The 21,903-nt window shown below is 61.1% G+C and carries 23 protein-coding genes, 2 tRNA genes and 1 pseudogene; 21 read left to right on the top strand and 5 right to left on the bottom strand.

What is annotated here, in order from left to right:
* The first annotated feature begins 44 nt into the window (after window positions 1–44).
* Both AC1AX7_RS06615 and AC1AX7_RS06610 read left to right on the top strand, forming a co-directional pair.
* Complete coding sequence (locus AC1AX7_RS06615) at window positions 45–365, top strand: hypothetical protein (RefSeq protein WP_476509296.1); 321 nt, start codon at window positions 45–47, stop codon at window positions 363–365.
* 98 nt (window positions 366–463) lie between these two features.
* Window positions 464–1,021: a hypothetical protein gene (locus AC1AX7_RS06610; RefSeq protein WP_476509295.1), complete on the top strand. Its 558-nt coding sequence runs from the start codon at window positions 464–466 to the stop codon at window positions 1,019–1,021.
* Here the strand turns inward: AC1AX7_RS06610 and AC1AX7_RS06605 are convergent.
* A complete protein-coding gene (locus AC1AX7_RS06605; RefSeq protein WP_476509294.1) occupies window positions 971–1,327 on the bottom strand; it encodes a tyrosine-type recombinase/integrase in 357 nt (118 codons plus the stop codon). The genes AC1AX7_RS06610 and AC1AX7_RS06605 overlap by 51 nt on opposite strands.
* A gap of 128 nt (window positions 1,328–1,455) precedes the next feature.
* On the opposite strand from AC1AX7_RS06605, the gene AC1AX7_RS06600 reads away from it, so the two are divergent.
* Complete coding sequence (locus AC1AX7_RS06600) at window positions 1,456–1,713, top strand: hypothetical protein (RefSeq protein WP_476509293.1); 258 nt, start codon at window positions 1,456–1,458, stop codon at window positions 1,711–1,713.
* 363 nt (window positions 1,714–2,076) lie between these two features.
* A pseudogene (locus tag AC1AX7_RS06595) lies at window positions 2,077–3,197 on the top strand (IS1249 family transposase).
* 120 nt (window positions 3,198–3,317) lie between these two features.
* Here the strand turns inward: AC1AX7_RS06595 and AC1AX7_RS06590 are convergent.
* A tRNA-Met gene (locus AC1AX7_RS06590) sits at window positions 3,318–3,394 on the bottom strand.
* A gap of 774 nt (window positions 3,395–4,168) precedes the next feature.
* Here AC1AX7_RS06590 and AC1AX7_RS06585 point away from each other — a divergent pair.
* The 10 genes from AC1AX7_RS06585 (at window position 4,169) to nucS (ending at window position 13,517) form a co-directional block, all read left to right on the top strand.
* Window positions 4,169–5,203: a homoserine O-succinyltransferase gene (locus AC1AX7_RS06585; protein WP_476509292.1), complete on the top strand. Its 1,035-nt coding sequence runs from the start codon at window positions 4,169–4,171 to the stop codon at window positions 5,201–5,203.
* 343 nt (window positions 5,204–5,546) lie between these two features.
* On the top strand, window positions 5,547–6,356 hold the full coding sequence (gene atpB / locus AC1AX7_RS06580) for a F0F1 ATP synthase subunit A (protein WP_476509356.1): 810 nt from the start codon (window positions 5,547–5,549) through the stop codon (window positions 6,354–6,356).
* Between the two features lie 170 nt (window positions 6,357–6,526).
* The gene (gene atpE, locus AC1AX7_RS06575) at window positions 6,527–6,757 is read left to right on the top strand and encodes an ATP synthase F0 subunit C (protein WP_476509291.1); all 231 of its coding nucleotides are present in this window, start codon (window positions 6,527–6,529) and stop codon (window positions 6,755–6,757) included.
* A 68-nt stretch (window positions 6,758–6,825) separates the two neighbouring features.
* Window positions 6,826–7,350, top strand: a complete 525-nt coding sequence (locus AC1AX7_RS06570) for a F0F1 ATP synthase subunit B (RefSeq protein WP_476509290.1) — start codon at window positions 6,826–6,828, stop codon at window positions 7,348–7,350.
* Between the two features lie 24 nt (window positions 7,351–7,374).
* Entirely contained in the window at window positions 7,375–8,211 is an 837-nt protein-coding gene (locus AC1AX7_RS06565) for a F0F1 ATP synthase subunit delta (RefSeq protein WP_476509289.1), read from the top strand.
* A 69-nt stretch (window positions 8,212–8,280) separates the two neighbouring features.
* The gene (atpA, locus tag AC1AX7_RS06560; RefSeq protein WP_476509288.1) at window positions 8,281–9,957 is read left to right on the top strand and encodes a F0F1 ATP synthase subunit alpha; all 1,677 of its coding nucleotides are present in this window, start codon (window positions 8,281–8,283) and stop codon (window positions 9,955–9,957) included.
* A 3-nt stretch (window positions 9,958–9,960) separates the two neighbouring features.
* On the top strand, window positions 9,961–10,881 hold the full coding sequence (locus AC1AX7_RS06555; RefSeq protein WP_476509287.1) for a F0F1 ATP synthase subunit gamma: 921 nt from the start codon (window positions 9,961–9,963) through the stop codon (window positions 10,879–10,881).
* Between the two features lie 8 nt (window positions 10,882–10,889).
* Window positions 10,890–12,374 (top strand): F0F1 ATP synthase subunit beta, encoded by a 1,485-nt coding sequence (gene atpD, locus AC1AX7_RS06550; protein WP_476509286.1) that lies wholly within the window; start codon window positions 10,890–10,892, stop codon window positions 12,372–12,374.
* Window positions 12,371–12,673 (top strand): F0F1 ATP synthase subunit epsilon, encoded by a 303-nt coding sequence (locus AC1AX7_RS06545; RefSeq protein ID WP_476509285.1) that lies wholly within the window; start codon window positions 12,371–12,373, stop codon window positions 12,671–12,673. The genes atpD and AC1AX7_RS06545 overlap by 4 nt, the downstream gene beginning before the upstream one ends.
* 139 nt (window positions 12,674–12,812) lie before the next feature.
* Complete coding sequence (gene nucS, locus AC1AX7_RS06540) at window positions 12,813–13,517, top strand: endonuclease NucS (RefSeq protein ID WP_476509284.1); 705 nt, start codon at window positions 12,813–12,815, stop codon at window positions 13,515–13,517.
* 182 nt (window positions 13,518–13,699) lie between these two features.
* Here the strand turns inward: nucS and AC1AX7_RS06535 are convergent, their stop codons facing one another.
* Entirely contained in the window at window positions 13,700–14,632 is a 933-nt protein-coding gene (locus AC1AX7_RS06535) for an FKBP-type peptidyl-prolyl cis-trans isomerase (protein WP_476509283.1), read from the bottom strand.
* 78 nt (window positions 14,633–14,710) lie between these two features.
* Here AC1AX7_RS06535 and AC1AX7_RS06530 point away from each other — a divergent pair, with 78 nt between their 5' ends.
* The 4 genes from AC1AX7_RS06530 (at window position 14,711) to AC1AX7_RS06515 (ending at window position 18,318) form a co-directional block, all read left to right on the top strand.
* On the top strand, window positions 14,711–15,901 hold the full coding sequence (locus tag AC1AX7_RS06530) for a hypothetical protein (RefSeq protein WP_476509282.1): 1,191 nt from the start codon (window positions 14,711–14,713) through the stop codon (window positions 15,899–15,901).
* The gene (locus tag AC1AX7_RS06525) at window positions 15,901–16,920 is read left to right on the top strand and encodes a DUF8094 domain-containing protein (protein ID WP_476509281.1); all 1,020 of its coding nucleotides are present in this window, start codon (window positions 15,901–15,903) and stop codon (window positions 16,918–16,920) included. Before AC1AX7_RS06530 ends, AC1AX7_RS06525 begins: the two co-directional genes overlap by 1 nt.
* Before the next feature lie 218 nt (window positions 16,921–17,138).
* Window positions 17,139–18,110: a tetratricopeptide repeat protein gene (locus tag AC1AX7_RS06520; RefSeq protein WP_476509355.1), complete on the top strand. Its 972-nt coding sequence runs from the start codon at window positions 17,139–17,141 to the stop codon at window positions 18,108–18,110.
* 135 nt (window positions 18,111–18,245) lie between these two features.
* Window positions 18,246–18,318: transfer RNA gene (locus AC1AX7_RS06515), tRNA-Arg, on the top strand.
* Window positions 18,319–18,502: 184 nt separating this feature from the next.
* On the opposite strand, the gene AC1AX7_RS06510 is transcribed toward AC1AX7_RS06515, so the two are convergent.
* Together AC1AX7_RS06510 and AC1AX7_RS06505 are read right to left on the bottom strand one after the other, a co-directional pair.
* The gene (locus AC1AX7_RS06510) at window positions 18,503–18,826 is read right to left on the bottom strand and encodes a hypothetical protein (protein ID WP_476509354.1); all 324 of its coding nucleotides are present in this window, start codon (window positions 18,824–18,826) and stop codon (window positions 18,503–18,505) included.
* 146 nt (window positions 18,827–18,972) lie between these two features.
* Window positions 18,973–19,161 (bottom strand): winged helix-turn-helix transcriptional regulator, encoded by a 189-nt coding sequence (locus AC1AX7_RS06505; RefSeq protein WP_476509280.1) that lies wholly within the window; start codon window positions 19,159–19,161, stop codon window positions 18,973–18,975.
* A gap of 179 nt (window positions 19,162–19,340) precedes the next feature.
* Between AC1AX7_RS06505 and AC1AX7_RS06500 the strand changes: the two genes are divergently transcribed.
* The 3 genes from AC1AX7_RS06500 (at window position 19,341) to AC1AX7_RS06490 (ending at window position 21,760) form a co-directional block, all read left to right on the top strand.
* Window positions 19,341–20,018, top strand: a complete 678-nt coding sequence (locus AC1AX7_RS06500) for a hypothetical protein (protein WP_476509279.1) — start codon at window positions 19,341–19,343, stop codon at window positions 20,016–20,018.
* 221 nt (window positions 20,019–20,239) lie between these two features.
* A complete protein-coding gene (locus tag AC1AX7_RS06495; protein ID WP_476509278.1) occupies window positions 20,240–21,226 on the top strand; it encodes a glycerophosphodiester phosphodiesterase in 987 nt (328 codons plus the stop codon).
* Window positions 21,227–21,370: 144 nt separating this feature from the next.
* Complete coding sequence (locus tag AC1AX7_RS06490; protein WP_476509277.1) at window positions 21,371–21,760, top strand: Rid family detoxifying hydrolase; 390 nt, start codon at window positions 21,371–21,373, stop codon at window positions 21,758–21,760.
* The last annotated feature ends 143 nt before the right edge of the window (window positions 21,761–21,903 follow it).

Raw genomic sequence — 21,903 nt, 5'->3', positions numbered from 1 at the left:
TGCCCTCACCATCAATTATCGCGTCGCGGCGTGGCGGGAGCAAGATGCCACGCCACGACGCGCGGCCGGCCGTGACGCCGGACGGCGGCTCAGGCATGAGCTCGGTCGCCTTCCGCACCCATCGGGGCGGCTGCGACGGGGCGAGCGCGACGATGGTGTGGCCGGAACCGTCCGGACGGCAGTGCATCGGCGCGGGCAATATGGTGACGTCGCCGAGGCCGTGGCGGCCGGTCGGTGTGAACAGGATCTCGCCCTCTGCCGGTTGCCCGTCCGGCGTGGCGAGCCTGACGTTAACCCTTGTCATCGGTCACGCTGACCTCGACCAGCTCGACATCGCCGTCAGCGTGGCCGACGGCCAGGACTGAGGGTCGTCCGTCGCGGCGTGGCTTCTTGCTCCCGCCACGCCGCGACGCGATAATTGATGGTGAGGGCAATGACGTCCTCTCGGTAAAGGGAGCAAACCATGAACAGGAATCGTTTCGTCGCCGCATCGGCCGTATTGGCGTGCTGCCTGACACCGCTCGCCGCGTGCGACGACACTCAGACGGCCGGCAAACCGGCAGATCAAAACACCACGCAGCAAACCACGCCAAAGGATGAGGAACCACAGCAAACAAAACCGCAGGAGGAGCCGGAACCCGAGGAACAGCCGGCGGCCGACGGCCCGCAGGCCATCGTCGACGCCTTGCAGGTGGGCAGCGACGGCAGCAGCGACACGATGGACGACGTGCCGCAGGCCAACATGTACGACACGTGGATGGAATGCATGCCGCACAGCCAGGTCGACGGACTGCGGTGGGTCACGGGCCCGCAGGCCGAATACATACGTTTGACCGCGCCGGGCGGCGACCTGCCGTACATGTTCGACTGCACGGCGGACGCCACGGGCATGCCGGACGACGTGCGCCGATCCGTCACCGACTCGCGGGACGGGCAATGGCACACGGCCGGCTGGGACGGCTATCAGGCCCTATGGCGGCGTTCCGCGGCACAGTCGGACGTGGTCATACGCATGCGGTAGCGGCCAGCCGATAACAACGGCTTCAAGGCCGGCGCGCAGGCGATCGGCGGGCATGGCGACGTATATCTGCGTCGTCTCGACGGACGAATGCCCCGACAGTTTCGATGCCAGCAGAATATCGTGCGTGGCCGCGTATACGGTGGTCGCGTACCGGTGGCGTAGGCTGTGCGGCGTCCATCCATCGCCCAGCATTCGGCTGATATGTCTGCCGATGTACGATGCCTCGCAATGGCCTGACCATCGGCTGGGAAACAGATAGCCGCCTGCTGCTGTCACGACCGCCGCCAGATCGTCGGAAAGCGGCATGATACGTTGCTTGTCGCCTTTCCCGTGGAACTATGAGCGACCATCCCAGCAGATCGCGTATGACGTCGCGGCTATGAACCGCTGCTACTTCCGAACGTCTGAGACCGGTTTCGGCCGCAAGTCGTATCATGGCGCGTTCACTATTGTTCGCCCTTGCTAACGCCGCGAGTATGACGCTGTCGGGGCATGGTCTTGGATGTGCGTGCGGCCGTCTGACGCTTGGCAGCGCGTCGGACGGATTGCCTGCCGCGCGTCCGGTGTCGTGCAACCATGTGAAGAAGCCGACCGCAGCGTTGCGGTATGATTTGCGCGTCTCCGGCTTCCAATCATGGCTTGCGAACCATCCGACCAATTTGTCGTCTGTGACGTCGGACGGCGTGCGCTGAAGATCTCGTGCGAGTTGGGACAACTGGCATCGCCGTGTTTCCAACGTTCCGGCCGGCCGCCCGTCCGCCGGCCCTCAGCATATCGGTGTATTGGGTTATTTGTTCGCGCCACCCGGCCGGCGCGTTCGTTGTCTTCGACATGCGACAACCATGCGATGACGTTATGTGACGGCCATGGGCGGGTTATAGGCCAAAATATGTGTCCGGAATGGCTCCCCGTGCCTTGTCCCGGAATGCGTGTCGGGGATTCGAATGTCCGCGGGGGCACTTTCGAGGTCGGCCGGAAAGTGTGTCCGGAACATCGTTCCGCCCTTACTGCCGAAAGGGATCGGGCCGGTTCGAATGTGCCTGCTGCCGTACGGTATGAACACACCACGATGCGGCGCCTGCGGGGCGGACATGAAGAAAAACGGCAGGACCGGCGGCGGGCGGACCCGATGGCGATGCAAGAACCGTGAATGCGGCGCCGGCACCAGCCGCACGTACGACAGGAAGGCGTCCGACCTGAGGGTTGGGCTCGACCGGCCGTTCTCGAAACAGTCCCAGGCCGAGCACCCGCTGCCCGCGCGCACACTGCGGCGCCGCTGCGAGGCGATGCGGAAGATATGGCCGCCGGTGCCCGCGGTCGACGGGATCCATCACGTGGTGCACGTCGACGGCATCCATCTGCGCCGGCTCGCGGCGGTGCTCATCGCCGTCGCCGACGGGCACGTGATCGGCTGGCATGTCGCCAAAAGCGAGCGGAGCGCCTCATGGTCGAGCCTGATGGGCAGGATCGCGCCGCCCGACGTGCTCGTCTGCGACGGCGGCGGCGGGATCCTCAAAGCCGCGGCCGCCGTCTGGCCCGGCACCGGGATCCGGAGGCGCCTGTTCCACGTGCGGTGCGACATCCTCGAGCCGGCCGGCATGAGGCCGCGCCTCGAGGCCGCGAAACGGCCGCGGGGAATCGCGAAACGGCCCGCCGCCGTCACCAACGCGGACGAGGCCGCCGCGTGGCTCGTCGACTGCAACCAGTGGGAACGGGACTTCGCGGCGTTCCTCGACGAGAGGAGCAGGCTCGCCGACGGCGGCGTCGCCGACACGCACCGCCGCATGGTCAAGGCCAGGAGGATGATCCGCCGGCGGATAAGGGAGGGCCATCTGTTCACGTTCCTCGACGAGACGCTGACGGCGGCCGGCCCGGTGCCCTCGACGAACAGCCTCATCGAATCATGGAACGCGCGGCTGCGCGACATGCTGCGCCGCCACCGGGGGCTGCGGCTGGAACGGCGGCTGAGGCGGTCTGCTGGTGGCGCCACCAGCACACCGAACGGCCCGGGTCCGACGCGTGGCTCGTCGCGCACGCGCCGGACGACGATCAGGTGAGGGATTTGTACCGCAAGGCGTGGGAACGTTCCCCCGAGGGCGTCCATGAGACGTTCGGCATCCCGATGAGATACGGTACCGGCGTCGACTGGAACGATTTCCATATGCCGGGTACGTGATCGGAACGGCTGTGTCCGGCCACACCACCGGACACACTTTTTGGCCTATAACCCCCATGGGCTAGGCGTGTCCGGCACGGAAAGCAGAAAGCCGCCACGGCATGAACCGTGACGGCTTGTTGGTAGCGGGGACAAGATTTGAACTTGTGACCTCTGGGTTATGAGCCCAGCGAGCTACCGAGCTGCTCCACCCCGCGTCGGCTTGTTTTCAAACAGCTCTATTTATATTAGGAACATATCAATATCTGTCAAATCGGCGTGTCGCGTTCGGCTCTCCATCGGAATGGCCGGACTGACCTTATCCTGTCTTGTTTTGTTTCGTGCTGTCCTGCTCGGTCTTGTCTTGTCCTGTTTGGTCTTGTCTGTCCTGTCTTGCTTGGTCCTGTCTTGCTTGGTCCTGTCCTGCTGTGCCTCGTCCGTCCGGCCTTGTCTGTTCTGTCGGATCCCACTCCCGCCTTTCCCCATCCTGCCTTCTATCCTGCTTGTACTCCGGTATCCTCATCTCCTGACGCTTTTGACCGCAGTTCCCGGCGTGTTGCGGTCAAAAGTGTCATGGGAGGGGCTGTCTTGTTTGGCGGGGCTTTTGTCCTTTGACGTTTTTGGTCGCCGATCTCGGTGTGTTGCGGTCAAAAGTGTCAGAGAAGGGATGCCGTTGTTCATTGTCGTCCGTTGTGGTTGATCTCTGTTGGTATGTCCCTGTTTCCTGTGTCCTCGTTCTTTGACGTTTTTGGTCGCCGATCTCGGCGTGTTGCGGTCAAAAGCGTCAGGGGAGGGGCTGTCTTGTTTGGCGGGGCTTTTGTTCTTTGACGCTTTTGGTCGCTGATTCCGGCGTGTTGCGGTCAAAGGTGTCAGGGGTATCCGTGCGGCGTTAGGGTATCCGTGTTGCGGTCAAAAGTGTCAGGGGTATCCGTGTTGCGTCGGGGATATCCGCGCCATGTCGGGGATATCCGCGTCAAGCCCATAATGGGAGCATGCCTATTAAGATCCCCAGCGGCCTGCCGGCCAGAGAAATCCTTGACTCGGAGCGTATCTTCGCACTTGAGAAGCCGGAGGCGGAACGTCAGCGTGTGCGTCCGCTCAAACTGGTGATCCTCAATCTGATGCCGAAGAAGATCGAAACCGAAACGCAGCTGCTTCGTCTGATTTCGAAAAGCCCGCTGCAGGTGGAGATCGACTTCATGAAAACCTCCACCCATGAAGGCACGCATGTCAGCGCCGACCATCTGGTGAAGTTCTACGAGACGCTGGATTCGTTCCGCGACAATTACTACGACGGATTCGTGGTGACCGGAGCCCCGGTGGAGCATCTCGATTTCGAACAGGTCGATTATTGGGACGAATTCAAGGAGATCCTCGACTGGGCCTCCACACACGTGTTCTCGACCATGTATCTGTGCTGGGGCGCGATGGGCGCGCTGCATTACCGTTACGGCGTGCGCAAGATGAATCTTGACAGCAAGCGCTTCGGTGTTTTCCCCCAGTATCTGCAGGACGAGTATTGCTTCCTGACCAATGGATTCGATGAGATCTGCCTGCAGCCGCATTCCCGTCTCGCCGGCGTCAACGAGGACGACGTCGCCGCCAACGAGGATCTGCAGGTGCTGACCTGGGGGCCTGATGCGGGGCCGGGACTTATCGCCACGCGTGATTTTTCCGAAGTCTTCGCGTTGGGGCATTGGGAGTACGGCAAGAACACGCTGAAGGAAGAGTATGACCGCGACATGGCCAAAGGCATGACCAATGTGCCGTTCCCGCAGAATTATTTCCCGCATGACGACCCGAAGGCCGAACCGCTGTTCTCCTGGCGCGCGCATGCGAATCTGCTGTGGCGCAATTGGCTGAACTGGGTGTATCAGACCACGCCGTATGACGTTGCCGAAATCCCGCAGCTGAGGAGCGAGAAGCGGCTTGGCACGGATCGTTCGATCCGTCATGAGCCGGGGTCCCCGCGAGAGGATGATTTCAGCGTTTTTGCCCACGATGGCTATGGCGTAATCAATCGGTAACGTCACACGTTGGATAATGTCGGAAGTGCTGATGATTTACGGCCCGACAAGTCGTGACGTCACACGAGCAAAGTAGACGTTTACACAGGGAACGTCTATTGCCTTGGTCTGGTCTTGCTTCGGCGAAACGCCGAAAAATCGTTGCGACGGCAAGGTTCATGCAGGTTGTCTAGACGCGGGCAAATAATTCAATCTCAGCCATTCGGAGTCGAATGTCTCATCAGGATTCCGGATTGGAATGAGGCATGCTTCGTGTGACTAACAGAAGACGTTCCGGATCTTCTTCAATGACGATTCGTTGCGTTAGACTGACAGGAACATATGGAAGCAGGAGGTCATGGCTATGGGGTCATGGAACATGGGCTTGCCGTTGGCGGCGGAAAGTGGGCTGGAACTCCCCTCGGTTAACGATTTTCTGCCGGATGTATGCCTTTTCGAAGGCACACCGTTCGCGATCAACCGCATCATCCTCATCCGTATCGTTGCCACGGTGATTCTGCTGACGGTCATGGTCGTGACCGCCATGCGCGCCAAGCTGGTGCCCGGCCGCTGGCAGGCCGCAGTCGAATGGGTGCTGGATTTCGTCCGTGAAAGCATCGTGTATCAGGTCATGGGCGAATTGCGCGGCAAGCGCTATGTGCCGATGATCACCACGATTTTCATGGCGATCTTCGTCTTCAACCTGTGTGGCGTCATTCCGGGCATGAACATCGCCGCGAATGCGACCATCACCATGCCTTTGGTGTTCGCCATGTGGACGTTCTGCCAGTATTGGATCGCGGCGGTGCGCGAGAAGGGGTTGGGGGAGTTCCTTAAGGAGGAACTGTTCCCGGCCGGCGTTCCGTGGCCGATCTACATCATCCTTACTCCGATTCAGTTGCTGGAATTGCTGGTGATTCGCCCGCTTTCGCTGACGATTCGACTTTTCGCCAACATGATCGCAGGCCACCTTCTTGTGGCCACCTGCTTGGCGTTCACCCAGTACTACATCGTCGTCGCCGAAAACAAGATGATGGCCGGCGTGGGCGTCGCCTGGTTCGCGGGCGGTTTCGTCCTGACGCTGTTCGAAATATTCGTCGCCGCATTGCAGGCGTACGTGTTCGCCATTCTGTCGACCGTGTACATCAGCCAAAGCTATCCGGAAGTCGAATAGACATTCGGATAGCGCGTGAAGGCCGCGCAATCCGCTCGACGAGCGGTCGAGCAGCGGTCGGATAACTGGATAACTGAATAATCGAATCAACTGAACCGCATATGAGATTTGCGATGCCCGCCAAGTGACATCGCCCGATATTGTCAGATTTCGGTAAGAAAGGACAACAAATGGATATCATCACCCTCGCCGAAGTTGCAGGCAACCTGAGCGTTCTCGGCTACGGCCTCGCGGCCATCGGCCCTGGCATTGGTCTGGGCATCGTGGTCGGCAAGGCCCTGGAATCCACCGCTCGCCAGCCTGAAATGGCCGGCAAGCTGCAGACGCTGATGTTCATCGGCGCCGCCCTGATCGAGCTTCTGGGCCTGCTGGGCTTCGTCGCCTTCATGATGGCCCAGTGATTCGGACGTTTGGCATTCAACGAACGTTTAATACAGGCGTATAACGAATCAGAAAGGAGGAGCGGTCAATGACGCAAGCAGCAGGCGACGGAATCAGGCTATTCCTTCCCGAAACGTATGACATCGTATGGTCGTTGGTCATCCTCGTCATCATCGCGGCTGTTTTCTATAAGGTTGTGCTGCCGAAATTCCAGGCTGTGTTCGATGAGCGCGCCGAGAAGATCGAAGGCGGCATCGCCCGCGCCGAACAGGCTCAGAAGGAAGCCAACGAGGCCAAGGCCAAGTATGAGACTCAGCTGAACAATGCAAGGGTTGAAGCGTCGAAGATTCGCGATGACGCCCGTGCCGAAGCGTCCCATATCGTGGCCGACGCCCGCGCCCGCGCCGAATATGATGCGGCGCAGATCACCGCGAATGCGCAGCGTGCGATCGAATCGCAGCAGCGTCAGGCGATGGTCAGCCTGAAGGGCGAAGTCGGCGTTCTGGCGACGGCGCTTGCCGGCAAGATTCTGGGCAGCCAGCTTCAGGATACCGCCATGCAGTCGTCGATGATCGACCAGATGCTCGACGATCTGGACAGCGACAAGCAGTAAGTTTCCAAGAAAGGGAGGTGACCAATGCGAGGAGAAGCATCGCGTATCGCGGACCGCGTTTCGCGTGACTCGCTGGCACCCAGGCTGCGTGACACGCATGATCAGGCATGGCGTATCGGGAACGAATTGTTCACGATCACCAATGTGCTCGATCATAATGCGCAGCTTGAACGCGCTCTCACCGACCCGTCGCGCCCTGTCGAAGACAAGGTGGCTGTCCTGAATACGCTGTTGGGCGGGCAGGCGCACGAAATGACGATGGCGATCATGACCGACCTGGTCGGCCGCAAGTGGAGCCGCGTTTCGGATATCGCGAATGCAGTCGAGGATTTCGGCGTTGATGCGATGATGTATTACGCGGATTATCGCGGCAAGACTTTGACGGTTTCGATCGAACTTGCCGAGCTGCATTCGGCGCTGCTGAAGTTGCCGGTGGTGCGCGCCAAATTATATGACGCCACCGTTCCGGCCGAGGCGCGCACCAAGCTGCTGAACGGCCTGATCGGCGACGGCGATTTCGATGTGGTCACCAAGCGTCTGGCCGAACATGCCACCTGCAATCTGCGTAATCGTCGCTATCTGGCCACCATTCAGTGGCTGATCAGCAAATTCTCCCGTCATATGGGCGAATCGATGATCACCGTGACGACGGCGACGCCGCTGACGGACAGGCAGATCGACCGGCTTATCGCCATCTACAGCGAAAAGCTCGGCCAGCGTGTGCACGTCAACTCGATCGTCGACGCGGCGGTGCTGGGCGGCATGCGCATCCAAGTGGGCGACGAAGTCACCGACAACACGGTGGTCGCGCAGTTGCAGCAGCTTCAGCGCATGGCACAGGCGGGCATGCAATCCGTCTGAAGGTGAGAAAAGCCTCGGGGAAAACCTGACGACTTGACTTGAATTTGACAACAACAATAAGGAGTGATCATGGCAGAACTTACCATTGATCCCGCCACGATACGCAAGGCGCTCGATGAGTTCGTCGAGTCGTACAAGCCGAGCGACACCCCCACCCAGGAAGTGGGCTATGTCGCGACGGCGGGCGACGGCATTGCGCATGTGACGGGACTGCCTGGTTGCATGGCCAATGAGCTGCTGACGTTTGAAGACGGCACGCTCGGCCTGGCGTTCAACCTTGACGCCCGTGAAATCGGCGTGGTTATCCTCGGCGATTTTGCTGGCATCGAGGAAGGCCAGGAGGTCCGTCGCACCGGCGAAGTGCTTTCCGTGCCAGTCGGCGACGGCTATCTCGGCCGTACCGTCGACCCGCTGGGCAACCCGATCGACGGTCTGGGGGAAATCAAGAGCGAAGGACGCCGAATCCTTGAGGCGCAGGCTCCGGACGTCATGCACCGTCATCCGGTCGATGAGCCTATGTCCACCGGCCTGAAGGCCATCGACGCCATGACCCCTATCGGCCGTGGCCAGCGTCAGCTCATCATCGGCGACCGCCAGACCGGCAAGACCGCCATCGCCATCGATACGATCATCAACCAGAAGGCGAATTGGGAGAGCGGCGACCCGAAGAAGCAGGTCCGCTGCATCTACGTGGCCATCGGCCAGAAGGGCTCGACCATCGCCTCCGTCAAGCAGAGCCTCGAGGACGCGGGCGCAATGGAGTACACGACCATCGTCGCCTCCCCGGCTTCCGACTCCGCAGGCTTCAAGTACATCGCGCCGTACACCGGTTCCGCCATCGGACAGCACTGGATGTACAACGGCAAGCACGTGCTGATCGTCTTCGACGACCTGTCGAAGCAGGCCGAGGCCTATCGTTCGATCTCGCTGCTGCTGCGCCGCCCGCCGGGACGTGAAGCCTACCCGGGCGACGTGTTCTACCTGCATTCCCGTCTGCTCGAACGCTGCGCCAAGGTTTCCGATGACCTGGGCGGCGGCTCGATGACCGGTCTGCCGATCGTCGAAACGAAGGCGAACGACGTTTCCGCCTACATTCCGACCAACGTCATCTCCATTACGGACGGCCAGATCTTCCTGCAGTCCGACCTGTTCAACGCCAACCAGCGTCCGGCCGTGGACGTCGGCATCTCCGTGTCCCGAGTCGGCGGCGCCGCTCAGACCAAGGCGTTGAAGAAGGTCTCCGGCACGCTGAAGATCTCGCTGGCGCAGTACCGTTCGCTGGAATCCTTCGCCATGTTCGCCTCCGATCTGGATGCGGCGTCGAAGGCCCAGCTGAACCGCGGCGCGCGACTGACCGAGCTGCTCAAGCAGCCGCAGTTCTCCCCGTACTCGATGGAACAGGAAGTCGTTTCGGTGTGGGCCGGCACCCACGGCAAGCTCGACGATCTGGAGATCGCCGACGTGCTGCCGTTCGAACGCGCCATGCTCGACTATCTCGACCACAACACCGACATTCTGACCACCATCCGTGAAACCGGTGACTTCACCGCAGAGACGGAGGCCGCTCTCGACGCGGCCGTGGAAGCCTTCCGCGAGACTTACGTGACCAAGGCGGGCACTCCGTTGGTCAGCCACAAGCCGAGCGTCCGGAACGCAACCCCGGTGGAGCAGGAACGCATCGTGGCCAACGCCGAAAAGCCGGCGCTTGACCCGAACCAGCATCCGATGGCCGGAGAAAAGAAGTAGCACATGGGATCGCAACTCGCATTGAAGAGCAGGATCGCCTCCACGGGCTCGTTGGAAAAGATCTTCAACGCCCAGGAGATGATCGCGTCTTCGCATATCGCAAGGGCACGTGACGTGGCCTTGAATGCGAAGCCCTACACCGATGCGATTTTCGACGCCGTGCAAGCGCTGGTGGCGCACAGCCATATCGATCATCCGATCGTCAAGCGCGAGGCGGGCAACACTCGTGTCGCCGTGCTCGCGCTGACTTCGGACCGCGGTATGGCTGGCGCCTACACCTCATCGATCATTCGTGAAACGGAATCGCTGCTGGCCCGTCTTGACGAGGCCGGCAAGCAGCCGGAGCTGTATGTGTATGGTCGCCGAGGAGTCACCTATTACAAGTACCGCAATCGTGATATCGCCGGTACTTGGGAAGGTGATACGGACCAGCCCGGCGTGGAGGTCGCGGAGTCGATTTCAAGCGCCCTGATGGACGCATATATGAAGCCGGCGGCCGAAGGCGGTGTAAGCGAGCTTTATATCGTCTACACGGAATTCATCAACATGGTGAGCCAGAAGGTTCGCGTGCTGCGCATGCTGCCGGTCGAACTGGTGCGCCCGGAACAGCCGGCCGCCGGTCCCGTGCCGGAATCCGTGGCCGATCAGGCATCCCCGCTGTATGCGTTCGAGCCGAGCCTGGAAGAGGTTCTGGACGCCATTCTGCCGAAGTACATCCAGTCGCGTATTCATGAATGCCTGCTGGAAGCCGCCGCCTCCGAGACGGCCAGCCGCCAGAACGCCATGCATACGGCCACAGAGAACGCTCGAAACCTGATTGAGGACCTGACTCGCAAGCTCAACGCTTCGCGTCAGGCTTCGATTACCCAGGAACTTACCGAAATCATCGGCAGCGCCGACGCGCTGAACAAGAAGGAAGAGTAGGAACGCATATGGCTGACATTCAGACCACAGCGGCTCCCGAGACGGTTGCAGAGCCGATCAACGGACGCGTCACGCGTATTCAGGGCTCGGTCATCGACGTTGAATTCCCGGTGGGCCACCTGCCCGACATCTACAATGCTCTGACCGTCGAACTGACCAGCATGGGCGCGAAGGAAGAGGGCGAATCGACGCATACGATCACGCTTGAGGTCGAACAGCATCTCGGCGATTCCACCGTGCGCGCCGTCGCCCTGAAGCCGACCGACGGCCTCGTGCGCGGCGCGAAGGTCATCGACACCGGCGGCCCGATTTCCGTGCCGGTCGGCGATGTGACCAAGGGCCACGTCTTCGACGTCTCCGGCAACATCCTGAACAAGAAGGACGGCGAGCAGATCACCATCACCGAACGCTGGCCCATTCACCGCCAGCCGCCGGCGTTCGACCAGCTCGAATCCAAGACCCAGATGTTCGAAACCGGCATCAAGGTCATCGATCTGCTGACCCCGTACGTGCAGGGTGGCAAGATCGGTCTGTTCGGTGGCGCAGGCGTCGGCAAGACCGTTCTGATTCAGGAAATGATTCAGCGAGTCGCCCAGAATCACGGCGGCGTGTCCGTGTTCGCCGGCGTCGGCGAACGTACCCGTGAAGGCAACGATCTGATCGGTGAAATGGACGAGGCCGGCGTTCTCGAGAAGACCGCGCTGGTTTTCGGCCAGATGGATGAGCAGCCGGGTACCCGTCTGCGTGTTCCGCTGACCGCACTGACCATGGCCGAATACTTCCGCGACGTGCAGAATCAGGACGTGCTGTTGTTCATCGACAACATCTTCCGCTTTACGCAGGCCGGTTCCGAGGTGTCCACACTGCTGGGCCGTATGCCTTCCGCAGTGGGTTACCAGCCGAACCTGGCCGACGAGATGGGCGCCCTGCAGGAGCGCATCACCTCGACCCGCGGTCACTCCATCACCTCACTGCAGGCCATCTACGTGCCGGCCGATGACTACACCGACCCGGCCCCGGCCACGACCTTCGCCCACCTGGACGCGACCACCGAGCTTTCCCGTGACATTGCCTCCAAGGGCATCTACCCGGCCGTCGACCCTCTGAGCTCCACGTCGCGAATCCTTGATCCGCGTTACGTCGGCCAGGCTCACTACGACTGCGCCAATCGTGTCAAGGCCATTCTGCAGCGCAACAAGGAACTGCAGGACATCATCGCCCTGATCGGTATCGACGAACTCGGCGAAGAAGACAAGACCACCGTGAACCGTGCCCGTAAGATCGAGCAGTTCCTTGGTCAGAACTTCTACGTCGCCGAAAAGTTCACCGGTCGTCCGGGCTCCTATGTGCCGGCCGATGAAACCATCGAGGCCTTCACCCGCATCTGCGACGGTGTGTACGACGACGTTCCGGAACAGGCGTTCTCCGGTATCGGCGGCATCGAAGACCTCGAGAAGAAGTGGCATGACATGCAGAAGGAATTCGGTGCATGATGGCCGATTCAACCATGCAAGTGAACATCGTCGCTGCCGACCATCCGGTATGGCACGGCACGGCGACGTCCGTGATTATTCCCGCCTCCGAAGGCAGCATGGGCATCCTGCCCGACCATGAACCGATTCTTTCGGTCGTCAAGGGCGGCACGCTGACGGTGGTCGACGAGAACAAAGAGCGTCACCACTTCGAAGTCGCCGACGGATTCATCTCCTTCGACACGAACAAGCTCACGGTTGCGGTTGAACGCGGCCGCGATGTGGTGCAGCTTGACGCCGCGCCCGAAACCGCGGACTGATCGCGCGGCATGATCGCAGCCTGACTTGGGCTTTGCGAACGACGGCCTCCCGTATGCAAACGGGAGGCCGTTTTCGTATATGGCCTTCGCGCCGCGGGCGTCGCGGCGCAATCGCTTGCATGCGCTATTGTGAAGCATTATGCGTGTGATTGTTGCTGATTGTTCCGCCGAATATTCGGGCCGTCTGAGCGCGTCGCTGCCGTTGGCGAAGCGCGTGCTGCTGATCAAGGCGGATAACAGCCTGCTGATCTTCTCCGAATTGGGCTCGTACAAGCCGCTGAATTGGATGGCGGCGCCCTGCACTTTGAAGGACATCACGCCGGACAACGCCGACGCCGACGTGGATACGCCCACACCGGAAAAGGTGATTCGCGCCGCCGCCGCGAAGTCTTCGGATGTGCTGGAAGTGACGTTGCAGCACATCTATTCCGATGAAACATATGATTTGGGCGAGGATCCGGGACTGATCAAGGACGGCGTCGAAGATCATCTGCAGCGCTATTTGGCGGAGCAGATCGAGCGCATCGGCGAAGGCGCGACGTTGGTCAGGCGCGAATATCCGACGGCGATCGGTCCGGTCGACATCATGGCGATCGACGGGGACGGCCAGCATGTCGCGATCGAAATCAAACGCAACGGCGGCATCGACGGCGTCGAACAGCTGACGCGATATTGCGAACTGCTGAACCGCGACCCATTGCTGGCGCCGGTCCGCGGCATCTTCGCCGCGCAGACGATTACGCCGCAGGCGCGCGTCCTCGCGCATGACCGCGGCTTTGAATGCCTCATCCTCGACTACGACGATATGAAAGGCGCTGAAGACGATTCCCTGCGCCTGTTCTGATTTACGATACGGCTGGTCCATGGGAGCCATGGAAATCACTGAAGGCATTGAAATCGCAGGAATTGTAGGGATTCCAAAGCCGTAGGACTTATGCGAATACGAAACGGGCCGCATCCTTTACGGGATGCGGCCCATCGCCATCGCCGGCGTCCATCCGGCCCTGTTCAGACCTTCCGGCCGGCTCAGTACGCGGCGAGGATGTCCACCACGAACACCAGCGTCGAATTGGCCGGGATGGAGCCCTGTTCGGTATCGCCGTAACCCAGGTCCGGCGGAATCACCATCAGCACCTGCGAACCGACGGTCTGGCCGATCATGCCCTGCTGCCAGCCGTCGATAACGGTGTTGTAGCCGCCGCTATACGTGTCGGCGGTCAGCGTGTCGCCGCGGTCCCACGAGGAATCGAACTGCGTGCCGTCCAGCAGCCAGCCCGTGTACTTCACCACGACGCTCTGGCTGTCGGTGACGGTCGCGCCCTTGCCCTTGATCAGCGGCTGCGCGACCAGCGTATCGCTGCCCTTGTAGCCGTTCATGTCGATCGACGGCTTGCCGTCCTCGTCGCGCGTCACCTTCGGCAGGTCGGCGGGAATATCGGTGACTTCGTCGCCGGTGGCCTTCGTGTAATCCTTCGACTTGGACACAAGCGTGTACGCCATGATGTAGGACGAGTCGGAAGAACTGGAATCATTGCTGCCGAATGCGACGGTGCCGTTGATTTTCATCGACTTGAAGACATTGTAATAATCGGTGCTCATCGAATCCGCGTCGACCAGCGCGGAGCAGTCGGGCGTATTGTCTTCCCAAGTGCTCATCAGTTCGGTGCCGTCTTCGGCGTTGAGCGCGATGCCCTGCATGCACAGGCGGTCGCCGTCTTCGACCTGTTCGCCGTCGCCCTCCTGCAGCATGACATAGCTGCCGTCCTCAACGGTCATCGGCGCCTTGAAGGCGATTTTCGGCTTTTCGCCGGGATTGCCGGTAGCGGTGACGCCGGCGATCTGATTCATCGAAACCGTGGAATCGGCGGAAGAGGAATCGTCGCATGCGGAAACGCCCAAGCACAGCGCCAACGCGGACGCCGCGGCCAACGTCGTAAAGAAATTCGAAGTATTGCGCATGAAACCATAGCCTAGTCGAAAACCATGATTTACGGCATTCAGACTGCATCAAGGTGGGATTGTAGAATAGGATTCGTTATGACTATCGAGCAGGAAAACAGCGGATCCGAAAAGGGAACTGCACAAACGTCCGAGCATGTCCTCAAGCGGCCGACCCGGCGCGCGAAGATCATGCGGGGAGTCGTCACGCCTATCTTCGGGTTGCTGGCGGTGGCCTGCATTGTCTTGGGTGTTCTGAACGCGACCGAATGGAAGCCGAGCACGTCGGTGACGGCTGTCGCAAACGTATCCGGCACTCGGTATATCGTCACCGATCCGGGCGTCCTTCCTTTGGTGGACACGAAAACGAAGATCACCGTTTCGCCCAGGAATTCAAGCGAGGACGTGTGCATCGTCGTCGGTTCGGCCAAGGATGCAGCCGGATGGATCGCAGGCGAACAGTACACGAGGATCACAGGCTTGACCGATTGGCGGAATCTGTCCACTGAAAAGGCGTCGGCGCAGGGCAGCGCCGACTCTTCCGAGAATCAGGTTGGAATAGCGGATTCCGATATGTGGCTGTCTGCGGGATGCGGCACGCATGATGTTTCCATGAACGTGGACAGGCAGGATTTGGGATCCGACAAGACGAATGTCGCATTGATTGATTTGGGCGAAAAGAAGAACGCTGAAATCACCATGCATTGGACGCGTACGACGGTACCTGATTTTGCGATGCCTTTCTACCTGTGCGCGGCATTGCTTGCGATCATGGCGGTGCTGTCGGCATCCGTGTTCGCGATGTCGCCGCAGAAGCGTCGTCATCGCGGGACGTTGGAAGCCGTTGAAAACGGGCAGGAGGAAGTGGCCTCCGACGCCCCGTCGCCGTGGGCGACGGCAACGTTGGCCTCGATTCCCGCGACCGCCGCTGCAGGGGCGGCGACATCCCGTCGTGCGCGTAGCCGCCGTCATGCCTCGCATCGCGCAGACCGTGCCGAAGCCCCTGCCGGATCGCGTGACGACGAAACCGCGAATGCCGGCGAACAGACTTCAAAACCGAGCATCGTCGATCCGGGCAGGCGTAATCTGGTCACCGAAAATGCCGGCGGCGCGAACGAGCAGGACTCGTCGAGCGCCGGCGAAACGACGTCCGTCATCACGCAGGACGAATTGCAGGCGTATTTCGCGCGTCTTGCGCAGGAGGCTTCCGAAGAGCGGGCCGCAAACGCGCAATCCGAATCATCGGATGATCAATCGGCAAACGGCGAATTCGGCGACAAGGAGGCATGATGGCAAGGAAATCCCGTATTACCGCAATCATGGCGTCCATTGCCGCCATCTCGATGACCGCCGGTCTTTCCGCATGCGAAGGACAGGTTCCAACGGTCTCCAATCCGTCCACGAGCACGGCCACCTCCACGGCCGTCCCGGATCTGACGGAAGCCCAGGAAAAGCGGATCCGTACGCGGATCCTGGAAACGCTCGACCAAGCGAATCAGGATCGCAACACCGACATACTGCCCACCATCATGTCGGGGCCGGCCCTGCAGGTGCGCACCAGCGAACTGATCACCGCGCGCGCGACGGGCCAGCTGGACAAGAAAACCACCATTCCGACCGACATTTCGCAGACGATCATCCCGACCGATAGCGGCTGGCCGCGTACCGTTTTCGCCATCACCACGACAACGGAAGACCAGCAATCCAAGCGTCTTCTGGTGTTGAAACAGGATTCGCCGCGGCAGAATTACAAGCTGTGGGGCGTCGCGCGACTGTTCCAGGGCGCGCAGCTGCCGAAATTCACCATCGCCAGCATCGGTTCGCAGATGGGCGACGAAAACGATGCAGGCCTGGTGGCTACGCCGAAGGAAGCCGTCGCCCAATACGTGGACGTGCTGCAGAACGGCGCGAACAGCCAGTATGCGGCCATGATCGCGGACGATTATTTCCGTCAGGCGATGGCGTCGCAGACGCAGACCGTGCAGGAAGGCATGGAACGCAACAGGGGCACGCTGCAGCAGACGTTCAGTGCGGTCGACGGCGCGCTCGCCTGCATGCGAGCCGCTGACGGCGGCGAACTGGTCGTGACGCAGATCAACAACGAGATGATCCGCCAGGCCGGCGAAGGCCGCCAGTCACTGCCTGCATCCGATTCGGAGACCGCGCTGTTCGGCGGTGCGACGGCGACCAGCACGATGAAGGTCACCTATGTGAGCATGGTCGCGCTGTACATTCCGCCGGAAGGATCCGACCAGCAGATCACGGCCGTCGGCGCCGAATGGCAGCCGGTAAGCGTGGAGGCGCTGTAAGACGGAATCCTCGTGCAGGCATTGCATCGTTGCGCAGCCGCTCCCGCAGGCATTCCGTTATGTGACGTTGCATGCCGCTGCATGACGCTGTGTGACGGATTCTCTTGTGGCGCAACGCTTTACGGCGTGATGCCGCAACTATAGTTGATTGCGGCAATGATTGTTGTTTGATTTCTGCAAGCGGCCGCCTCATCGAGGGCGGCCCGGAATCGGGAGGCATGATGGCAGGTCAGTTCAATCCTGGCGTGTCCCTTGCGGGCGCGGTCGATTTGGAAGCGTTGAAGCATCAGGTTAAGGCGGAACCGGGCGAAGCCGGCGGCGCTCCGGCCGCGGGCGGCTATGTGATCGACGTTTCCGAAAACACGTTCCAGGCGATGGTGCAGACTTCGGCCACATTCCCGATCGTGCTGCTGCTGTGGGTGCCGACGGATGACCGTCTCTTCCCGATGGCGCAGCGGCTTGGCGATGCCGTGAACGCGATGAACGGCCAGATTCAGCTGGCCCGCATCGATATTGCGGCGAACCCGTCCATTGCACAGGCCTTCCAAGTGACTGGCGCGCCCGCATTGTTCGGTCTGATCGGCGGACGCTCGATGCCGATTCTGCAAGGCCTGCCGTCCGACGCCGAACTGCAGCAGATCGCGGATGAAGTGATTCCGAAATTGGTCGCCGTCGCGCAGCAGGCCGGCGTGGTCGGCAGCGCGCCGTATTCCGGCGATCCCGATCAGGACGGCGCCGCGGCTGCCGGCGAGGCGGGCGCTTCGGCCGAGCCGCAGATTCCGGCCGCGCATATGGACGCCTACATGTTGGCGCAGCAGGGCGATTATGCCGGTGCCGCCGCCGCATACGGCAAAGTGCTGGAAGCCGATCCGAATGACGCGCTGGCCGCCCGTGAACGCGCGAAGGCGCTGCTGCTGGCCCGTTCCGGCGCCGCGGACGTGCGACTGGTGCGCGCCGCCGCCGCGGAGCATCCGGATGATGTCGAAGCGCAGCTTGCCGTCGCCGACATCGACATGATCGGCGGTCAGATTCAGGACGCGTTCGACCGTCTGCTGGACTTCCTTGCGGCGGGCCATCGCGCCGACATCGAGCCGGTACGACAGCGCATGCTGGAATATTTCCTGATTCCGCCGGCGGACGATGAACGTCTGAAGCGCGCGCGCCGCCGCCTCGCCACGCTGATGTACTGATCATCGGCCGGCTGGCCGTTTGTCTGTAGCGCCCTCGCATGATTGTGCGGGGGCGTTTATGCTGTTATGTTGCCGATCATGCTTTGGACGTGTGTTATTTGGTCCATGCCTGTCATAAAATAGTCAAGTTAACTCGGGTTCGTAGCTCAGTGGATAGAGCGTCTGTCTCCGGAACAGAAGGTCGTGGGTTCGATCCCCATCGAGCCCACGAGAACGGCGGAATTCCAAGGATTTCCAGTCGGCCCTAACCCCACCCCGTCCAAATCGGGGACATTCCGGGGACATTGCTATGCAAAGGCGTCCTCTTCAACGCGCCGGATCGATCGTGTGCGCGGCGATCCAACCGTCGATATCCGGACGCCGGTATCTCGCCGGCCGGCCCCAAACCTGCCCTAAACCTGCCCTAAACTTGCCCCCAACCTGCCCTCAAAGTCGGTATTTGCTCGGTATTTGCCTTCCATCCGTTCCATTCGCGACCATTTCTGCGACTTATGACGAAGCCACTGCGCACAATTGGTCGCCAATAGCTGATTTTCCGACCAATTGTGCATGGTGGCTTCGTTCAAAATGGCACGTTTGGTCGTTTTATCGGCAGGACGAGTCTCTCCGTCCGCCGTCACGACAAGGACGATGTCTTCATTACGGCATCCGATTGAGACAAGATGGTCCTTCTCGTTCTGGTCGAGCGTGAAGAGACGCTCGCCTGTCTTTGGAATGTAGAGCCGATGGGCGCAATGTCTGGGTTGGGCTCATCCTCGTCACCAGGCGTGGTGGTGTTCTGGAGGCATTGCTGGAGAAAGATGCCCAACCCGTCGGATCGATTGCGTGCGCGGCGATCCGACCAGCCGGCGGCATGACGTCGTCAGCGTGACGAAGCCTGATATGATCTGCCCCACTCCTGCATGGCGGTGAGAATCGGCTGCAGGCTCGACCCCAGCTCCGTCAGGGAGTATTCCACCCTTGGAGGCACCTCCGCGTACACCGTCCGCGTGACGAGGTCGCCGTGGGTTGCGGCGCGGGTCGCGGAAGGCGGGCCCGCCGTCCAACGCATTCCCGATCCGCGACATGCATGGGCGTGGGAATCGTCGAAATCTTTCAAAAATGCGCGGCTTCCGTCGAAATGCCCGGAATCGCGCATTGGTTTCCTCTCGGCAACCATCCAATAGTATCCTTTGGGTAATTGTATTACAAGAAAGTGTCTTCTTTACATTCGAAAGCAACGTTCCTATCTTGAACGGCGAGGCTTCGGACACGGAACGCGGCGAAGCGGGGAAACCACACGATAAGGAAGGCGACGGCATGGACAAGAACGCATTCGCCGCCGTAAAGCTCGCAAAGGGCGAGGTTCGCGTCTGTGATTTCGGCGGAGTGACGCTGCATGCGTACGAAACGAACGGCCTCATCGGCGACGAGGTCTTCATCGTGGAGAAGGGCGGCAAGGCGCTGATCGAGAACTTCACGAGCGCCTTCGGCGCCGCCTTCGACGGCGGCGTCCACAAGATCACCGACTTCATCGAGCCGGGAGAGACGGCGGTATGCGGCATCGACTTCGACATCAGGCAGACCGCCGAGGCGTTCGACATCGTCATCCCCGAAATCAACGCCGTCTACACGCATATGCTGGGGCATGACCGCCATTCCATCGTCGCAAGCGCGGAGCATGCCGACGCGATGATCGCCGGACTCAACGGATGCATCGAAAAGGGATACGACCTGGTGCTGTCTGCGCATTACACGCCGGAAGACCTGAAGGATGTGCGGGAGAAGATCGATTACCCGAACGATCCGAAGGCGATCGCGGCGGATTGCAAGGACGCCGGCAGCTTCAAGACGGAAGTGCGGAAGCGGTATCCGTCCTACGGCGGCCGGAACTATCTCGACATGACCGCGGATTTCCTGTACACGTAGCGCACCTCGTGCAAGCGTTTCCGAGACGTCTTCGAACCGCCTTGAACCGTCCCTGAGGCGCCCCTGAAACCTTCCTGATATATCCCTGAATTTCGCCTGTCGCGCAGGATAACGCGTCGGTGTTCTGCCACAATGAAAAAGGATACGGCATCGGGGCCGTGAAACGTTCGGCTTACGGTCCCATTGAAGGCACCGGTATCCGGTGGGTGAAAGGACGCGTCATGAACGGCCGCAATGTGACTTCATCGAAAGCCCTGCGCGAGGGAACGCCTCGCCCTGCGTTCCGCATGAAGCTGATGTCCGTCGTCGTCCTGTTCGGCATGCTGTTGACTGTCGGCTGCATGGCATGCCATCGTATGGCCGTCTCCTTCGGCGGCCCGGACGCCATCCGGCCGTTCGCGGTAGCCGGGCATACGTTCGCGGGGCGGTCCAGGCCCATCGTCATCGCCCATCGCGGCGACAGCGGTGAAGCGGAGAATTCGCTGCGCTCCATCGCGCGTGCGGCGTCGAACGGCGCCGACTATGCGGAAATCGATGTAAGGCTCACCTCCGACGGGTATCCCGTCGTATTCCATGACCGCACCACGGAGCGTCTTTCGGCGCAGGGGCGCACCGTGACCGTCGCGCGAACGCCGTTGCGGACGCTGCGGCGCATGCGTATGCGTTCGAACGGCATGCAGTATCGGATCCCGACATTGCGCGAGGCCTTCGATGTCGCGATGTCGTCCGGCATAGGGCTGCTGCTCGACCTGAAAACCGGGGATGAGGGGGCGGACAAGCTCGCCTCGACGGTGGCATACGAAATCCGACGGATCGGATACGACGATCAGGTGATGCTCATGTCGACGAACCGGAAGGTGCTGTCGAGGCTGGAACGCAGGCATCCGCAATGGCTGGTCGGATACTGCGCCAGCGGGCATCCGGAATCCGTCGACTGGAATGACGGCGCGGATTTCGTGGTATTGCGCGGCCATGAAATGACTTCGGCGTTCATGCGTTTGGCTCGTGAGCATCAGGTGCCGGTGCTCGCCGGATCGATATGGGACGGTCGGGCCGCCGCACGCTGCCTTGAAGCGGGGGTCACGGGCATGCTGGGCGACGATATGGCGATGATCCGCCATGCGGTCGACGTCGACGAAATGCGTTCGACGCGTATCGCCAACGGCATCGTCTCCATAATATGGAACGGGGTTTCGTCCGCGGACTGACCTTTCGGCCCATGCCGCCGGTCGGCTGCCGGCTGGCATGGGCCGCGGCGCTTCCTATTTGGACCATCCGTCACGGATGCGGATTCGGCGACGTATGATGTCGGACATCATTCATCCGATGAATCGACCATTGAAGGAGCAGTGATGAACGAGAGGCTGGAAGCCGTGGCCACGACGAGCGCGCCGACTGCGTTGGGCGCCTACAGCCAGGCCGTCAAGGCCAACGGGTTCGTGTTCGTGTCCGGCCAGCTGGGCATCGATCCGGCCACCGGCGAGCTGGCGGGCCCGACCGCGGGCGAGCAGGCCACGCAGGCGTTGAAGAACATCGCGCACATTCTTGAGGCCGCCGGCACCGGCCTGAGCGGCGTGGTGCGCACCACGATCTATATGAAGGACGTCGACGATTTCAAGGAGGTCGACGCCCGTTACGCCGAAGTCTTCTGCGGCGACGTGAAGCCGGCCCGCTGCGCGTTCGGCGGCAACGACATCCCCAAGGGCGCCCTCGTCGAAATCGACGCGATCGCGGCCCTGTGAGCCAAGGAACGTAAGACGATGCGGGCGTGATGCGCGCCCCATTCGACGCGGCGGCGGTTTCCTGTTCAATGAAGGTCATTGAACGGAAACATGCCGCCGCGTTCGTCGTATAAGCGGCGTCCGTGGCCGCCGCCATCCGAGGT

It is taken from the genome of Bifidobacterium sp. LH_449, assembly GCF_056356755.1.
This window is presented reverse-complemented; position numbering and strand designations above follow the sequence as displayed.

Coding starts and splice junctions, on each gene's coding strand:
- AC1AX7_RS06605 (WP_476509294.1), bottom strand. CDS start 1,327: ATGCCGCTTTCCGACGATCTGGCGGCGGTCGTGACAGCAGCAGGCGGC.
- AC1AX7_RS06505 (WP_476509280.1), bottom strand. CDS start 19,161: ATGCGTTGGACGGCGGGCCCGCCTTCCGCGACCCGCGCCGCAACCCAC.
- AC1AX7_RS06520 (WP_476509355.1), top strand. CDS start 17,139: ATGATGGCAGGTCAGTTCAATCCTGGCGTGTCCCTTGCGGGCGCGGTC.
- AC1AX7_RS06495 (WP_476509278.1), top strand. CDS start 20,240: ATGAACGGCCGCAATGTGACTTCATCGAAAGCCCTGCGCGAGGGAACG.
- AC1AX7_RS06525 (WP_476509281.1), top strand. CDS start 15,901: ATGGCAAGGAAATCCCGTATTACCGCAATCATGGCGTCCATTGCCGCC.
- atpB (WP_476509356.1), top strand. CDS start 5,547: ATGGGGTCATGGAACATGGGCTTGCCGTTGGCGGCGGAAAGTGGGCTG.
- AC1AX7_RS06615 (WP_476509296.1), top strand. CDS start 45: ATGCCACGCCACGACGCGCGGCCGGCCGTGACGCCGGACGGCGGCTCA.
- AC1AX7_RS06610 (WP_476509295.1), top strand. CDS start 464: ATGAACAGGAATCGTTTCGTCGCCGCATCGGCCGTATTGGCGTGCTGC.
- AC1AX7_RS06545 (WP_476509285.1), top strand. CDS start 12,371: ATGATGGCCGATTCAACCATGCAAGTGAACATCGTCGCTGCCGACCAT.
- AC1AX7_RS06490 (WP_476509277.1), top strand. CDS start 21,371: ATGAACGAGAGGCTGGAAGCCGTGGCCACGACGAGCGCGCCGACTGCG.
- AC1AX7_RS06570 (WP_476509290.1), top strand. CDS start 6,826: ATGACGCAAGCAGCAGGCGACGGAATCAGGCTATTCCTTCCCGAAACG.
- nucS (WP_476509284.1), top strand. CDS start 12,813: ATGCGTGTGATTGTTGCTGATTGTTCCGCCGAATATTCGGGCCGTCTG.
- atpE (WP_476509291.1), top strand. CDS start 6,527: ATGGATATCATCACCCTCGCCGAAGTTGCAGGCAACCTGAGCGTTCTC.
- AC1AX7_RS06585 (WP_476509292.1), top strand. CDS start 4,169: ATGCCTATTAAGATCCCCAGCGGCCTGCCGGCCAGAGAAATCCTTGAC.
- atpA (WP_476509288.1), top strand. CDS start 8,281: ATGGCAGAACTTACCATTGATCCCGCCACGATACGCAAGGCGCTCGAT.
- AC1AX7_RS06555 (WP_476509287.1), top strand. CDS start 9,961: ATGGGATCGCAACTCGCATTGAAGAGCAGGATCGCCTCCACGGGCTCG.
- AC1AX7_RS06600 (WP_476509293.1), top strand. CDS start 1,456: ATGGCGCGTTCACTATTGTTCGCCCTTGCTAACGCCGCGAGTATGACG.
- AC1AX7_RS06530 (WP_476509282.1), top strand. CDS start 14,711: ATGACTATCGAGCAGGAAAACAGCGGATCCGAAAAGGGAACTGCACAA.
- atpD (WP_476509286.1), top strand. CDS start 10,890: ATGGCTGACATTCAGACCACAGCGGCTCCCGAGACGGTTGCAGAGCCG.
- AC1AX7_RS06565 (WP_476509289.1), top strand. CDS start 7,375: ATGCGAGGAGAAGCATCGCGTATCGCGGACCGCGTTTCGCGTGACTCG.
- AC1AX7_RS06535 (WP_476509283.1), bottom strand. CDS start 14,632: ATGCGCAATACTTCGAATTTCTTTACGACGTTGGCCGCGGCGTCCGCG.